General features: G+C 70.1%; 10 protein-coding genes. 6 read left to right on the forward strand and 4 right to left on the reverse strand.

From position 1 onward, the window contains the following. Positions 1-314: 314 nt before the first annotated feature. A complete protein-coding gene (locus ACFVWW_RS17460; RefSeq protein WP_386878711.1) occupies positions 315-1,733 on the reverse strand; it encodes an ATP-binding protein in 1,419 nt (472 codons plus the stop codon). Between the two features lie 210 nt (positions 1,734-1,943). On the opposite strand from ACFVWW_RS17460, the gene ACFVWW_RS17465 reads away from it, so the two are divergent. Further along, positions 1,944-3,389 (forward strand): FG-GAP-like repeat-containing protein, encoded by a 1,446-nt coding sequence (locus ACFVWW_RS17465; protein ID WP_386878665.1) that lies wholly within the window; start codon positions 1,944-1,946, stop codon positions 3,387-3,389. Between the two features lie 134 nt (positions 3,390-3,523). Then, a complete protein-coding gene (locus ACFVWW_RS17470; protein WP_384178941.1) occupies positions 3,524-4,351 on the forward strand; it encodes a MerR family transcriptional regulator in 828 nt (275 codons plus the stop codon). A 172-nt stretch (positions 4,352-4,523) separates the two neighbouring features. Here the strand turns inward: ACFVWW_RS17470 and ACFVWW_RS17475 are convergent, their stop codons facing one another. Together ACFVWW_RS17475 and ACFVWW_RS17480 are read right to left on the reverse strand one after the other, a co-directional pair. Then, the gene (locus tag ACFVWW_RS17475) at positions 4,524-6,446 is read right to left on the reverse strand and encodes an MFS transporter (protein ID WP_384178939.1); all 1,923 of its coding nucleotides are present in this window, start codon (positions 6,444-6,446) and stop codon (positions 4,524-4,526) included. A 263-nt stretch (positions 6,447-6,709) separates the two neighbouring features. Further along, the gene (locus tag ACFVWW_RS17480; RefSeq protein WP_386878664.1) at positions 6,710-9,037 is read right to left on the reverse strand and encodes a serine hydrolase; all 2,328 of its coding nucleotides are present in this window, start codon (positions 9,035-9,037) and stop codon (positions 6,710-6,712) included. Between the two features lie 171 nt (positions 9,038-9,208). Here ACFVWW_RS17480 and ACFVWW_RS17485 point away from each other — a divergent pair, with 171 nt between their 5' ends. The 4 genes from ACFVWW_RS17485 (at position 9,209) to ACFVWW_RS17500 (ending at position 13,753) form a co-directional block, all read left to right on the forward strand. Then, positions 9,209-9,952, forward strand: coding sequence for a GPP34 family phosphoprotein (locus tag ACFVWW_RS17485; protein ID WP_384178935.1), 744 nt, complete (start codon positions 9,209-9,211; stop codon positions 9,950-9,952). 416 nt (positions 9,953-10,368) lie between these two features. Continuing rightward, complete coding sequence (locus ACFVWW_RS17490; RefSeq protein ID WP_384178933.1) at positions 10,369-11,226, forward strand: helix-turn-helix domain-containing protein; 858 nt, start codon at positions 10,369-10,371, stop codon at positions 11,224-11,226. 235 nt (positions 11,227-11,461) lie between these two features. Then, entirely contained in the window at positions 11,462-11,671 is a 210-nt protein-coding gene (locus ACFVWW_RS17495; protein ID WP_384178932.1) for a DUF397 domain-containing protein, read from the forward strand. A gap of 489 nt (positions 11,672-12,160) precedes the next feature. Further along, positions 12,161-13,753: a sodium:solute symporter family protein gene (locus ACFVWW_RS17500; protein ID WP_386878663.1), complete on the forward strand. Its 1,593-nt coding sequence runs from the start codon at positions 12,161-12,163 to the stop codon at positions 13,751-13,753. Positions 13,754-13,863: 110 nt separating this feature from the next. Here ACFVWW_RS17500 and ACFVWW_RS17505 read toward each other — a convergent pair whose 3' ends face one another. Then, a complete protein-coding gene (locus ACFVWW_RS17505) occupies positions 13,864-14,979 on the reverse strand; it encodes an ADP-ribosylglycohydrolase family protein (protein ID WP_384178928.1) in 1,116 nt (371 codons plus the stop codon). Between the last annotated feature and the right edge of the window lie 105 nt (positions 14,980-15,084).

Here is a 15,084-nt window from a genome sequence, read left to right on the forward strand (position 1 = left end):
CTTCACGTTACCTACAGAATTCCATCACAGGGAGTGGCGTGAACCGAGGTCTCAATGTGTGCCTCCCAGGCAGGGCGCTGTACGTGTGCAGCATTGACCCGCGGCAACACCACGACGGAGAGCCGATCATGCCGAGCGCTTTGCTTACCTGCGTCAGCGCATGGTTGTCGGCGATGCCCGTTGCCAGCTCGGCGCCGTAGTGGGCGGTTGCCAGGGCGACGACGTAGCAGTCGACGACCGGGTGCGGGCGAGGCTCGGTCAGTAGCCCGGGGTGTCCGGCTCCCCACCCTTCACCGACATGTATGCCGGTGCGCTCAGGAGGACCACGCCGCGAGGAGTTCCGCCGGGCCGTACGCGGCGTCGAGCCCTGGGCAGTCGGTTCCGCTGCGCGAGACGGCAACCACGGGCACGGGGTCGGGTGTGAGCGCGACGCGGTGACGGTGCAGCGCCGCGAGATCGTGCCGGTCGAACGGTGAGTTCTCCAGCCACTTCACCGAGCCGACGAACAACAGTTGCTTGGCGATCGGCTCGCGGTCCGCTCCCACGATATCGATCTCCACATCGTTGGTACGAGTCCAGTAACCACCGATGGCCGGGGCGGCGGGGAGGTTCTCGTCGGGCAGCAACCGTGCGAGCGCCTCGCGCACCAGAGGTTCTACGGCCCGGCCGCGCCAACTGGTCCAGTTTTCGCGGACGCGCTGCAGCGTCAGGTCCCCCCGGCCTCGCTCAACCTCCTCCATGGCGGGGCCGAGGAGCTTCAGCCAGAAGCGGAGGTAGGGATCCGCGACCCGGTAGCGGCGGTCCTTCGAAGGCCGCGTGGACACGGGAAGCTCCGCCGCGGTCACGCGCTTGTCCGCGAGGATCTCCAGCGACCGCTTGAGGGGCGTCGCCCCGATCCCGCCGGCGGCGCGGGCGATGTTGGAGAACGTCCGCTCACCGCTGCCGATCGCCGAGAGGACGGCGCGGGCTTGCACCTGCTGGGGGAACTCGGCCGCGAGCGAGCGCTCCGCCGACACGAGCAGCGCCGAGACCGGATCGCTGAGCGCCGTCTGCAGAAAGTCCCAGATTCCGGCGCCGTGCGGCCACTCCGCACAGATCAAGGGCAGTCCACCGGTGATAAGGGCCGCATCAAAAGCTGCGGCAGGCTCGAGGCCCAGCATCCCGCCCACCTCCGCCGGATTGAGCGGGCCAAGCACCATCTCACGTCCGCGCTGATGAAACGGGCGTCCGTAGCTGTTCAGCGCCTCCATCATCGACAGGTCGGATCCAATGAGCACCAGAAGAACCGGCTTGCTCTCCAGCGCCCTGTCCCAGGCCCGCTGCAACGTGCCCTCGAACGCGCCCTCCGCGTCCATCAAATAGGGCACCTCGTCCATGATCACCACGCTCGCCCGGTCATGCGGCAAGGCAGCCGCCAGTACGTCGAAGGCGGCATCCCAGCTCGCGGGGCGGGCCGCGGACAGCAGATGCGCCAGCGGAAGGCTGGACGACTGCGCGTCCCGTCCGAGACGTTGCAGATCCGCCCCCGGTGACGCCCCGGTGGCGGCGTAGAAGAGGAAGGGTGCACCAGACCTCTCGGCGAATCGCTCGACCAACCGTGACTTGCCTACCCGGCGGCGCCCCCGCAGCATCACGCAGCGGCCAGGCCGTTCCCCACCGACCCCGCGCGTCACCTTTTCCAGCTCTCGATCCAGCGTCTCGAGCTCACGCCGTCTACCCACGAAATCCGCCATGCCGCCGCCTTCCGAGCTGTCGAGCATCCCCGCAGGGATACTAACATCAAAGTTAGTAACATTGAAGTTAGTAACAGAGGGGGTGGGGCGTACAACTGTTTGGGGGGGTCGGGGGTCCTTTTGGCATCGGGCTGCACCTTGGTGTCGGTTCGATCCATCGAATCGGGTGCCTGATGGGCATCCCGCATGCCGCAGGAGAAGAAGACACGCATGCAGCAGCGCCTTCGCACCACCTTCGCCACCACTGCCTCGGCCGCTCTCGTCGGGGGGCTGCTTCTTGCCGGGGCGGGCAGTGTCGCTGCCGCGCCTTCGGGGTTGTCGGGTGACTTCAACGGGGACGGCTATCGCGATGTCGCGATAGCCGCGCCCACCGGGAAGGTCGACGGCAAGACCGGGGCCGGGTACGTCGCCGTCGTGTACGGGACCAAGAGCGGGCTCGACGCGTCCAAGCGGACTCTCATCAGTCAGGCCACCGCCGGGATTCCGGGGGTTCCGGAGGCGAGTGACTACTTCGGTGACCGTCTCACCACCGGTGACCTCGACGGGGACGGCTACACCGACCTGGTGGTCGGCGTGCACGCCGAACGCATTGGGAGTACGGACTCCTTCGGCACCATCACCGTCGTCTGGGGCGGCGCGAGCGGGCTCGCGTCGGCCGTGGACCTCGCGGCGCCGCTGCCCGAGTACCGGAACGAGTTCGGCTGGGACGTCGCCGCCGGTGACTTCGACGGGGACGGCCGCACCGACCTGGCCGCCGTCAACCTCGCCTTCCCCGAGCTGAACATCTTCAAGGGGCCGGTCTCCCGGGCCGGCAAGGCAGCGGGTCTCGTCGGCATCGACACGTGGGACGAGACCGGCATCAACGCGGACAAGATCATCGCGGGGAACGTCAACGGGGACGGTGCGACCGACCTCCTGGTCATGGGGCAGCAGGAGAGCGGCGGCGCGTACGCCACCCGCGGCGTCCTCTACAAGGGCGGCACGACCGGTCTCAAGGCGTCGGGCAAGGTCGCCGGCGGGTACGCGGCGACCATCGGCGACGTCGACAAGGACGGTTACGGCGACATCATCACCGGCAACTTCATGGAGAAGTCCGCCACCGAGCCGAACGGCGGCCCCGGCGGCGCGGTGACGGTGACGTACGGCAGCGCCGCGGGCCTGTCCACCCGCACCCCGGTCCGTATCACCCAGGACACCGCCTCGGTCCCCGGCTCCGCCGAGAAGGGTGACCAATTCGGATGGAGTCTGTCCGCGGGTGACACCAACGGCGACGGCTATGCCGACGTCGCGGTCGGTGTGTCGGGCGAGGCCCTCGGGAGTAAGACGGCGGCCGGTACGGTCACCGTGCTGCGCGGCTCCGCCAAGGGGCTGACCGGCACCGGCTCGGTGAGCTACTCGCAGGACACGGCGGGGGTGCCCGGCACCGCGGAGGCCCGCGATCAGTTCGGCGGCTCCGTGAAGCTCACGGACAGCAACAAGGACGGCCGCGCGGAACTGGTGGCCGGTGCCTTCGCCGAGAACAGCGGCGCGGGTTCGGTCTGGCTCTTCAAGGCGGGCGCGAGCGGTATCACCCCCACCGGTTCGACGTCCTTCGGCGCCGCCACGGTCGGCGGGCCCTCCGGTCTGTCGTACTTCGGCGACGTCCTCGCCGGCTGACCTGCGGGAAGCCGACAGCGGCGCACCCGCTCCTCCACCCGCTCGGCGCGGTCGCGGTTGACCTTGTCCCAGGGGCAGAGCGCATCGTCGGGTCACCGGGCCGGAAGCGGCCCGGTGACGGAGGATGGGACCTCGTGGAACTACTCACGATCGGTGCGTTCGCGGCGCGGTCGCGGCTCTCGCCCAAGGCGCTGCGGCTGTACGACCGGCTCGGCCTGCTCGCCCCCGCCCAGGTCGACGCGGTCACCGGCTATCGCTGGTACCGCGAGGACCAGGTGGAACGGGCCAGGCTGGTCGCGCTGTTGCGGCAGCTCGACATGCCGCTCGCCCGGATCGCCGAGGTGGTCGCACTGCCCGGTCAGCGGGCGGCGGACGAAGTGGCCGCGTACTGGGCGGGCATCGAGGAGCGCCACGCGACGCAGAGCGCGGTGGCCGGCCATCTCCGTGACCGACTGTCGGGCAGGAGAACCCATATGTACGAGATCAGGACCGTGGACGTACCGGAGCAGGCCGTCCTGGCGGAGCGCAGGCATCTGCTCGCCCACGAACTGCCCCGCTGGATCCCGGCCGCCTTCGACCGCCTGGTGAAGGCCGCCGGTGAGTGCGGGGGTGTCACGGGTATCCCGTTCGTGGCGTACTACGCGGAGGTGAGCCCGGACAGCGACGGGCCCGCGGAGGCCTGCGTCCCGGTCGGGGACGTACGGGCCGCGGAGACGCACGCGGCGGCGAGCGGCCGTACGACAACGCTGCGCATCGAGCCGGCGCAGCGCCTGGCGTACGCACGCATCACCAAGGCGCAGGTGGCGCACCCGCAGATCCTCTCGGCCTTCGAGGCGGTGGAGGAGTGGGTGGCCCAGCAGGGCCTGACGATCAGCGGCCCGTGCCGCGAGATCTACTTCGCCGACTGGGACGCGGCGTCGGCGTCGGACGAGGTCTGCGACATCGCGTTCCCGGTGAGCTGACGGACCCGCTGACGGACCCGGGGCGGGCGGCGGGACGGCGGGACGCCCGAGCGGGTCCGTCAGGGGCCGGAAGGACCGGGGGCCGGAAGGTCCGTCGGGGGCCGGAAGGACCGGCGGCCGGAAGGCCCGGGGGGGCCGGATCCGTACCGGGGGGCCACCACGCGGGCCGCCGTCAGCGTAGTTCCTCCGGGCAGGCCGTTCCGCGTGGCAGCTGGTACGGCGCGGCCAGCCGGTATACGCCGGGGCGGGGCGCCAGCAGCTCCGTCCACTCGTCGCCGTCCGCGTTCTCCCCGGCCTTCATCAGACAGCCGTTGGGGTTGGTGAAGACCTTGGGGCCGTCCTCGTCCGCCTGGGACGCCTCCGTCTCCTGCGGCGGCACGACGCTGCTGCCCTGCTCGTCGACCAGCCCGAGCCAGGGTGAGTACGGGATCCGGATCAGCACCCGACCCGCCGACTTCACATGGATCGTCAGCTCGCCGGCGCCCGCCCGGTCCACCGTCGCCGGCGGGTCGGCCAGCGGCATCGGGTCGTCGACGGCGAAGAGCTGCCAGTTCTCGTCGCCCCAGACGAGCTCCAGATAGGGCTGGCCCCGCTGGACGAGCGCCGCCTCAAGACCGGCGCCCGAGTCGGGCCGGCCCTTGGGGAGCACGACATAGTGCACGGCCCAGCGGTCCAGCCAGCCGCGGTAGTTGTCGGAGTTCAGGGTGTCGTCGTAGAAGAGCGGATTGAGCTCCATGTCCGCCTGCCGGTTCCAGCCACGGGCGAGGTTGACGTACGGCGCGAGCGCGGACGCCTCGCGGTGGCTGCTGGCCGGGACCACCTCGACCCGGCCCTTCTCCGCACCGGCCCGCTGCAACTGGTGGACGAGCGGCGCCAGCTCGCGGGTCCAGGACGCGGTGGGCGCCGTCCGCACGATGTCGTCGACGCCCTTGAAGGCTATCCAGAAGTTGAGCCCGGCGAAGGCCAGGACCAGGGCGTACCAGCGGCGTGAGCGCGGCGCCGCGTACGGCAGCGCCGCGAGCAGCACCACACCCGCGGTGATCATCGCGAACCGGGACACGTTCGACCCGATCTGCGAGTCGATCACATAGGTCAGCAGCACCCCGACGCCGTAGACCGCCGCGGCGACGCGGACCGTACGCCAGTCCGCGGGTACGAGTACGAACACCAGCACCGCGAAGAGGAACGGCAGCGCGGCCGTGCCCACCGACATCGGCTGCGTCCCCGAGAAGGGGAACAGCCAGGCCGAGAGCGCCACGACCAGGGCCGGGGCGAGGCCGAGCGCATAGGCCCCCGGCCGCCGCTTGTTGAGGAAGAGCGCCGCCGCGACGACACCGAGGAAGAGCCCGGCCACCGGGCTCGCGGCGGTCGCGAGACCGGCGAGCGGGGCGGCCGCGACGGCCTTGGCCCAGCGTTTCGTACGCCAGCGGTACGGCCAGCAGAACACCGCCGCCACCGCGCCCAGCGCGAACATCACGCCGAGGCCGAAGGTCACGCGCCCCGACAGGGCGTTGCAGAGGTACGCGAAGACCCCGGCGAAGGAGCAGGCCAGCGGGTTACGGACGGCCCGGACGCGGACCAGGATCAGCGCGGTCAGGGCGGCGGACACGGTGCCGACGATCATCATCGTCGTACGGACGCCGAGGACGGACATCAGATACGGCGAGACCACGCTGTACGAGACCGGGTGCATCCCGCCGTACCAGGCCAGGTTGTACGCGGAGTCGGGGTGCCGGCCGACGAACTCCGCCCAGGCGTCCTGGGCCGCGATGTCGCCGCCGCTGTTGGCGAAGAAGAAGAACCACAGCAGGTGCACGGCCGCGGCGACCACGGCGGTGAACAGGACGGGGTGGCTCTGTATGCGGGCCCATGGGCCGCTGCCGGGCTCAGGCCCGGTCCCGCCCCCGTTCGCGGTCTCGTCCCCGTTCGCCGTCTCGCCCTCGGTGCCGGTATCGGTCCCGGCATCAGCTCCGGTATCGGGTGCGGGCTCCGCGCGGCGTGGTGGTACGAGCCTCGATATTCGCCCCCGGCCGGGGGTCTGCCCCGAAGGGGTGGTGGCGCCGTCGTCGGCGCGCGTCGGCTCAGCGGTGGTCAATCCGGCTCCCCACGTCTTCCCGTCTCACCGTCCGTCTGCCCGGTGTTCCGACCCCTCCGACATGTTCAAGGACGCCGTCCCCGCGTCCGGCGGTTGCTCGGGCAGCCCGCCGGGCTGTGCCTGTCGGATGCCGTTTCGGGACGCTAGCACGTGGCCACGGCCGAGGAGGGCGCCGGAGTCGGCGCCCTCCTCGGACCTGCGGTCCTGCTGACGCGGGTCAGCCGACGGGCCGGACGCCGGTCAGCCGACGGGTCTGACGCCGCTCAGCTGACGCGGGTCAGCTTCGCGCCGAAGCCGGGCTCGGCCAGGTCACGCTGGAGCGCGACCGGGGCGGAGACCTCGCCGGTGCCGCTGCCGACGGTCAGCTCGCCGACCACCGTGCCCGCCGCCGCGGAGTGCGGGATCTGCTCGCCGTCCTCGCCACCGCCCTCGACCTCGCCGATGTTGAGCTTCACCTTGAAGCCGGCCCAGCCGACCGCCTTGAGCTCCTTGGTCGCGACGACCGGGGTACGGCCGCCGAGTCCGTCGTCGACGTAACCGACGACCTCGCCCTTCTTGACCACCGTGGCGGAGGTGACACCCTCCTGGGCGGCCTGGATCAGCTTGAGGCTGTTGTCGATCGCGAGCTTCAGCTTCTCCGACAGCTGGTCGGCCTGCTGAGCGCCCATCACCATGCCGATGATCCGGCGCGACTTCCCGTCGACGATGGTGTCGGCGGTCCAGAGCAGATTGCCGCCCGCCGGGGTCGAGGAGCCGGTCTTGATCCCGCTCACCCCCGGCTCCAGCAGGATCAGGTTGTTGTTGTAGATCGTCGGCTCGACGCCCGGGATCTGGATCTGGGGCGTGTTCACGATGTCGCGGAAGATGTCGTTCTGCATGACGGCCTTGCCCAGTTTGAGCTGGTCGGCGGCGGTGGACACGGTGGAGGACTCAAGGCCGCTCGGGTCCGTGTACGTCGTGTTCGTCATGCCGAGGTCCTCGGCGGCGGCGTTCATCTTCTCGACGAAGGCCTTCTCGGACGTGGCGTCCCAGCGGGCGAGCAGACGCGCCGCGTTGTTCCCCGAGGGGATCATCAGCAGCTGGAGCATCTGCTTGAGGGTGTACTCCTGGCCCTCCTTGATGGGCGCGGTCGACTCGTCGGGGCGGTTGGACTCCTCGCCCGCCCGCTTGTCGACCTGGATCGCCGGCCCCACCTGCTTGCCGGTGATCGGGTGTTCCTTGAGGATCACGTACGCGGTCATCGCCTTCGCGACGCTCGCGATCGGGGCGGGCTTCTGCTCGCCGTACATGCCGATGGTGCCGACGCCCTCGACCTCGACGGCGCCCTGGCCCTCGCTGGGCCACGGCATCGCGAGCTTTCCGCCCTCGAAGGTGTACGTCGGCTCGGCGGACAGCTGCAGCGCGGGTGCGGGCAGCGGACGCACGGCCTGGGCGACCGCGAAGACGACCAGCAGGATCAGGACCAGCGGCGTCCAGATCTTGAAGCGCCTGACGACCGTACGGACCGGGGTCTGCCGCGGGGGCGGGGTGTTCGTCAGCTCGGCGAGCAGATCGAGCGGCGGCCTGGGCGGCATCGGCTGCTGCCGGGTGCGCTCGGCCTCGGGCAGCGGGGCGGTCGCGGCGGGCGCCGCCGGTGCGGACGTCGACGCCGCCGGCTTCGTACCGCCGGGCCGTACGTCGTCCCTGCGCAGCGGCACGAACGTACTGGTTCGCTCGGCCGGCGACTCGCCCTTCTCCTCGCCGGGCAGCGGGAGCACCTTGAGCGTGGTGGTGGGCTGATCGACGGACGGCCGCTTGAGGGCCTTGAAGACGGCGGTCGGCTGATCCACCTGGGGTCGGTCACGATCGCCGCTCTCAGGGCCTTCGGAGCCCTCTGAGGCGTCCTTCCGCGCGGCGGGGCCGCTGCCGTCCGCTGTGACCTTGCCGGACTTGTCGTCCGCCGGGGGGGCCGCCGGGGAGTCCGCCGGTGCCGTACGGCTACGCCCGGATCCTTCCGAGGCCACGTCCGAAGAGGTGTCCGGGGCGGTGTCCGAAGAGGTGTCCGAAGAGGTGTCCGAAGAGGTGTCCGACGACGGCTTCTCGCCGGTACGGTCCGCGTCCGCGTCCTCTGTGTCCCCTGCGTCCTTCGCGTCCTGCGCGTCGGAGTCGGCCGCCATGGCCCAGGACGGGGTCCTGCCGGCCTTGCCGCTCTTGTCAGCCTTGGCCTCAGCCTCCGCGTCGGCCTCGTCCGTGCCGCTCGGCGCGTCCGTGTCGTTGGCGGTGTCGCTCTCCGCGTCGCTCTTCGTGTCGCTCTCGGTGGACTCGGGGGACTCCGGCTGCGCAGTTATACGCCCGGCGCCCGACCCGCCGGACGCCTCGGTCTTCCCCGGCCCGTCGCCGGAATCGTCCCCGGAAACGTCCCCGGAAACGACCTCGGAATCGACCGCCGGATTTGCTGGTGCGACCTTCGTCGACCCCGATGCCCCGGCCGGCGACTCACGGAATACCGCGAGCCGCGGGTCACGTTCTCCCGGAGTCGTCTCCCCCGGCGACTTCTGCTGCTCCGACTTGCCGGGGGACTCGCCCGCCACCGCGTCTCCTTCATGTCTCATACAACGCACCGCACTGTCCGAACCATCTATCAGTGTCCTGCTCTGGGACCTCGGCCCACGTGCTAGACGAGAACGACATACATAACGGTTCCCGCACAAAGCACCCAGGCACTCTCGACAGACCAATGTGAGAGGGGTCACCCTGTCATTCATCCACGCGGGGAGGCATGGATGGGCAGGAGCCGCAGAACAATTCCGGAGGAGCTTCTGTTGCTCGCTCTGGACCCGACCACGGGTACCACAGCGCAGCCGCAGTCGCTCGACCTCGGCCTGGCCGGAGCACAGCTAGTAGAGCTGGCTCTGGCGGGACGGATAGCCCCTGACGGGGATCGTATCGCCGTGGTGATGCCACGGCCGACCGGAGATCCAACTCTGGACTCCGCACTGGAACTGCTGCGCAGACGCGGCAGCCCGGTTCGGGCCGTCCACTGGATTGGCGGACCCCGACTCGGGCTGCGCCAGACCTATCTCTCGCATCTGGAGCGATGCGGCATGGTGCATGCCGTGGCGGGCCAGATGTGCGGAGTGTTGCCGACGACTCGCTATCAGGCGACGGAGACGGCGATCAGCCGGGAGATCAAGTCCCGGCTGGACAGTGCGATCCGCACCGGCGTACCGCCGGACCCGCGGACCGCGGCGCTCGCCGCGCTGGCCCACGCGGTCGGACTCGGCAAGCACCTTTACCCCGGCAACGAGGGGCGCTCCTCGCGCTCCCGGCTCCGGGACCTGATCAGACACGACCCCATGGGCGGTCTCGTGGCGCACGCCGTGATGGACGTTCAGAACGGTGTGGGCGTGCAGCAGCGCCGTAACCCCGCTCAGGGCGCCCCCAGCGCTCCGGCGGGCGCACGACAGCCTGGGGGCGTGCCGATGCAGCCGCACCGCGGCAGCATGGCGCGTGTCGCGGCGCACTGACCGACCGGAGAACCGCTCGACCGCACCACGCACCACCGCATCACGCTTCACGGCACCACGCAGGACGGCACCACACAGCAATCCGCCGCACCGTCGTCCCCAGACCGGTTCGGGAGCCGCACAAGACGCGCGGGGCAGCCTGGCTTCATCGGCTGCCCCGCGCGCCGCGTATCGGCCCGCGAACGGCGCGCGAACGGCCCGCGAACGGCCTGCGGACAGCCCTGGGCGACAGCTCGGCCGACCGGGTCCGCCACCCGGCGCGCACACCGGAGCGCGGACCGGAGCGCGGCCGGAGCGCGGACCGGCGCATTTGTCTCTGTTGTCTCTGTCGCCATTTCCCAGCGCAGTTGGGACCATTGGTGGCAGTCTGCTGAGCAGTAGATACGCACAGCTACGCAGCCGGAGGTGCAGTTTCCGTGGCGTCCAACGTCAACCCCACCGTCAGGCGACGCCGATTGGGACAGGAGTTGCGCCGGCTTCGCGAGCTCAAAGGCATGACGGCCGAAGATGTGGCGGAACGCCTGCTGGTCTCCCAGTCGAAGATCAGCCGCCTGGAGAACGGCCGCCGCTCCATCAGCCAGCGCGATGTCCGCGACCTGTGCGGGGTGTACGAGGTCGAGGACCACCGGGTCGTCGACTCGCTGATGCAAATGGCCAAGGACTCCCGCCAGCAGGGCTGGTGGCACGCCTTCGGCGATATTCCGTACAGCGTCTACATCGGCCTGGAGACGGACGCGGCCTCGCTGCGGGTGTACGAGCCCCAGGTCGTCCCCGGCCTGCTCCAGACCCGCGCGTACGCGGACGCGCTGATCAACGGCGCGCTGCCCGAAGCCACCCCGCCCGAGGTCGAGAAGCGCGTCGGGGTACGGCTCCGCCGCCAGGACCGGGTCACCTCGGCCGAGAACCCGCTGCGGCTCTGGGCCGTGGTGGACGAGGCCGCGCTGCGCCGGGTCGTCGGCGACCGGCAGCTGATGCTCCAGCAGTTGGAGCATCTCGTCGAGCAGTCGCAGCGCCCGCATGTGACCGTGCAGGTGCTGCCTTTCGACATGGGCGCGCACCCCGGGATCACCGGGCACTACGCGGTTCTTGAATTCCCGGACGCCTCGGACTCCAGCGTGGTCTATATCGAGGGCGTGACGAGTGATCTTTATCTGGAGAAGGCCAACGACGTGCAGCGGTACAGCGTGATGTACGAACATCTGCGCGCCCAGGCTCTGAATGTGGAGCAGACCCGGCAGTTCATCGCGGAAATCGCCAAGGACTACGCCCGCTAAGGCGGCGAGCCGCTTCGAACCGCCTGCCACATTGACCCGAATTGCCGATTACATCCATTTTCCCGCCGGGGAGCGAGGGCACGCTACACCTCAACTACCCCGGCGTGGAAGGCTCTTGGGGGAACGTCATCCGGATGGGTGAGGAACTCCCCCACGCGCCGAGCGAGGCGAGTAGCGTCGATCATGTCAGCAAAAGCTGGCATGATTTTCCATCACTCGCTGAACCGGAGCGAACATGGCAATTCTTCAGGGCGCTACGGACACGTGGACCAAGTCCTCGTACTCCGGCGGTAACGGCGCATGCGTAGAGGTCAAGTCCCCCGTGGTCCAGTCCATTGCCGTGCGGGATTCGAAAGCCCCCGAGGGGCCGTCGATCGCCTTCGTCCCCGCGTCGTGGAATTCCTTCGTGCAGGAAATGAACAAGGGCGCCTTCGACCTCGGCTGAGGCCGGCAGCTTTACCCGCAGCAAGGACAGAGCCCTCTCGACCCGTCCGCCGTCCTGGCCGAGAGGGCTCGGCCATGCCCGGACGCGGACGCGTCCCCGACGGCCCGTCAGGCCCGTCGCGGTGACCTCGGTCCAACAGTCGGTCCGACCGTCCCTCACTCCCCTTCTCGGCCGCACGGGACCCGCATCCCGTGCGGTCTTCTCTGTATGGCCGCAACTGTGGCCGCAGCTATGGCCGGAGCCTGACGAAGTGCCCGCCCATCGTGTGGCGGCCGTCACGTTCACGACAACGCCCCACGAGGTCAAGAACGAGTAAAATCGTTCGCCTTGCTGACCTGCGTTCACATTCATGACCGAAGAACCTCTTGACCCACCGCCTCGCCAGGCGGTTCAATCCCCCAAGTCCCCACTCCCGCACGGGGGCGCCGCTGACCGGACGTACTGACGAAGAGCTTCGACGTTCACAAGGCGGACCCCTGGAGGGGGCACATGAACAGCCTCGACTGGATCGTGCTCATCGCGTACTTCGGAGTGATGGTCGCGATCGGCATCTGGTCGCACAAGCGCGTGGACAATGTCAGCGACTTCTTCACCGCCGGCGGCAAGATGCCGTGGTGGCTGTCGGGCATCTCGCACCACATGTCCGGCTACAGCGCGGTGATGTTCACCGGATACGCGGGCATCGCCTATGTCTACGGCGTCACCTCGTTCGTGACCTGGTCACTGCCGATCGCCATCGGCATCGGGATCGGCGCGAAGCTCTTCGCGCCCCGGCTCAACCGGCTGCGCTCCCGGCTGCATGTCGCGTCCCCGCTCGAATACCTCAAGAACCGGTACGACCTGAAGACACAGCAGGCCCTCGCCTGGTCGGGTCTGCTGCTGAAGATCGTGGACGTGGGCGCCAAGTGGGCCGCCATCGCGACCCTGCTCTCCGTCTTCACCGGGATCTCCCTCAACCAGGGCATCCTCATCACCGGTGTCATCACCGGCGTGTACTGCACGGTCGGCGGTCTGTGGGCCGACGCCCTCACCGAGCTGGGGCAGTTCATCATCCAGCTCTTCGCCGGTATCGCGATGCTCGTCGCCGTCATGGGCAAGCTCGGCGGCTTCAGCGCGCTGTGGACGGTCTGGGACAAGCTCCCCGACGGCCACACCGAGCCGACCGCGGGGCCGTACACCGTGACGTTCCTGCTGGCGTTCCTGTTCATCAAGACGTTCGAGTACAACGGCGGCATGTGGAACCAGGCGCAGCGCTACATGGCGACGGCCAGCGCCCGCGAGGCCACCCGCTCGGCCCGGCTCTCCGCCATTCTCTGGCTGGTCTGGCCGCTGGTGCTGTTCTTCCCGATGTGGTGCGCGCCGCTGCTCGTGGACGCGCAGAAGCCGGACGCCTCCGACGCGTACGGCCTGATGACCGAGCAGCTGCTGCCGCACGGTCTGCTGGGCCTGGTCATCGTCGGCTTCTTCTCGCACACCATGGCGATGTGCTCCTCGGACGCCAACGCCATCGCCGCGGTCTTCACCCGGGACATCGCGCCCACGCTCTCCAAGGCGGCGCGCGGCTGGTCGGCGCGGGCGGGGCTGCTGGCGGCCCGGCTCTCCACGATCTCGTTCCTGGCGCTGTCGATGGCGGTCGCCACCCAGGTCAACTCACCGACGTTCAAGGACATCATCACCGTCGTCATCAAGTGGGTGGCCGGTCTGATGGGGCCGATCGCGATCCCGTTCATGCTCGGCCTGCTCAAGACGTTCCGCAGGTCCGGTCCTACGGCCGCGCTCGTCAGCTGGGCGATGGGCCTGCTGGCCTTCTGGCTGCTCAACTACCCGATCGACTCGCGGGTCGACGGCGGCGTGCCGTTGCAGTACCAGGTCTCGATCCCGCTCGCCGTCTCGCTGGTGCTGTACATCGTGATCGGCTTCCTGAAGCCGGAGGACACCCCGGAGCGCGATGTGCTGCTGGCGCGTATCAACGGGGAGGGCGACGGCGACGGTTCCGGTCTGACGACGGCCTCGCTGACGGTGCCCGCGCCGGCGAAGCCGGGCGACGCGAAGGTGCGGCGCCGGGAGGGCTCGGACGGCTGACGCCTGGACGGTTGACGCCGTCACCGCACCAACGCACGTACGTGGGGCCCGGCTCGGTCATATCCCCGAACAGGGCCCCACGTACGTCCGCGTCAGCGGCTGTGTCCGCGTCAGCCGCGCGGATAGCGGATCAGCCAGCCCGGCGCGGTGGCCGCGGGGCTGTGCAGGGCGGGCCCCTGGGTCATCTCCATGGCGAAGTCGTCGGCGAGTTCGAGCAGGGTGGGCCGGCCCTCCAGCTCGGCCAGCCAGGCGGGCGGCAGGGCCGTCTCGCCGTGGAGCGCGCCGAGCAGCGCCCCGCAGAGCGCGCCGGTGGCCCCCGACGGGCCGTCGTGGTTCACGGCGAGGCGCAGCCCGTGGCGGATGTCCTCGGCGACGAGCGCGCAGTAGACGGCGACAGCGAGCGCGTCCTCGGCGGCGCGGCCGTCACCGAGCGCGGCGATCCGCCCCGGGCCGGGAATCCCCTGGCGTACGGCGCCGAGCGCCTGCTGCAGGGCGTCCGTGACGGGCTGGTGCCCGGGGCGCTCGGCGAGCAGGGCGAGGGCGCGCTGCACGCCCGCGTCCAGCGTCTCGCCCCGCGCCAGACCGTGCACGATCACGGCGAAGGCTCCCGCCGAGAGATACGCGGTCGGATGCCCGTGCGTCTGGGCGGCGCACTCCACGGCGAGCTGGCAGACCAACTGCGGCTCCCAGCCGACGAGCAGCCCGAACGGAGCGGACCGTACGAGCGCTCCCGCGTCCCGCGCCGTGGGGTTCTTGGGCCGGTCGAGCGTGCCCATGTGCTCGTCGCCGAAGCCGGTGAGACAGGACAGGGTCGGGTCGCGGCGTACGTACAGCCACTCCTCCTGGGCCAGCCAGCCGTTGTCCTTGCGGCGAACGTCGGGCCCCCAGTCGCGCTGCGTCGCGGCCCAGCGCAGATGGGCGCGGTGCACATCGGTGGGCGGATGCCAGGCGCCGGTGTCCCTGCGTACCTGCGCGCGGATCAGTCCGTCGACGGTGAACAGGGTCAGCTGGGTGGCGGCGGTGACGGCGCCGCGCCTGCCGTACGCGGGTACGAAGTCGGCCACGGCTCCCGCCCCGTGCGCGGCCCGGATCTCCTCAAGGGTGAGCGTGGCGACCCCGGCGCCGAGCGCGTCGCCGATGGCCCCACCGAGCAGACAGCCCCGCACCCGGCTACGGAAGTCCTGCTGCTCGGCACGGCCCCAGATGGCCCCGGACGGTGTGCTCACGCGCCCCTCCTTCACCCTGTGCCTGCCGGCGACTGCGCAGCACTGTAATCGAACGGGGACAGCGGGTTGACGCGCACGCGGATCACGGCGGCGGTATGTGACCGG

It is taken from the genome of Streptomyces sp. NPDC058198, from assembly GCF_042882605.1.
GTDB lineage: Bacteria > Actinomycetota > Actinomycetes > Streptomycetales > Streptomycetaceae > Streptomyces.

What these genes read in the sequence shown, in the direction of transcription:
- ACFVWW_RS17480 (WP_386878664.1), bottom strand. Translation starts at nt 9,037, where the DNA reads ATGAGACATGAAGGAGACGCGGTGGCGGGCGAGTCCCCCGGCAAGTCG.
- ACFVWW_RS17465 (WP_386878665.1), top strand. Translation starts at nt 1,944, where the DNA reads ATGCAGCAGCGCCTTCGCACCACCTTCGCCACCACTGCCTCGGCCGCT.
- ACFVWW_RS17460 (WP_386878711.1), bottom strand. Translation starts at nt 1,733, where the DNA reads ATGGCGGATTTCGTGGGTAGACGGCGTGAGCTCGAGACGCTGGATCGA.
- ACFVWW_RS17485 (WP_384178935.1), top strand. Translation starts at nt 9,209, where the DNA reads ATGGGCAGGAGCCGCAGAACAATTCCGGAGGAGCTTCTGTTGCTCGCT.
- ACFVWW_RS17500 (WP_386878663.1), top strand. Translation starts at nt 12,161, where the DNA reads ATGAACAGCCTCGACTGGATCGTGCTCATCGCGTACTTCGGAGTGATG.
- ACFVWW_RS17495 (WP_384178932.1), top strand. Translation starts at nt 11,462, where the DNA reads ATGGCAATTCTTCAGGGCGCTACGGACACGTGGACCAAGTCCTCGTAC.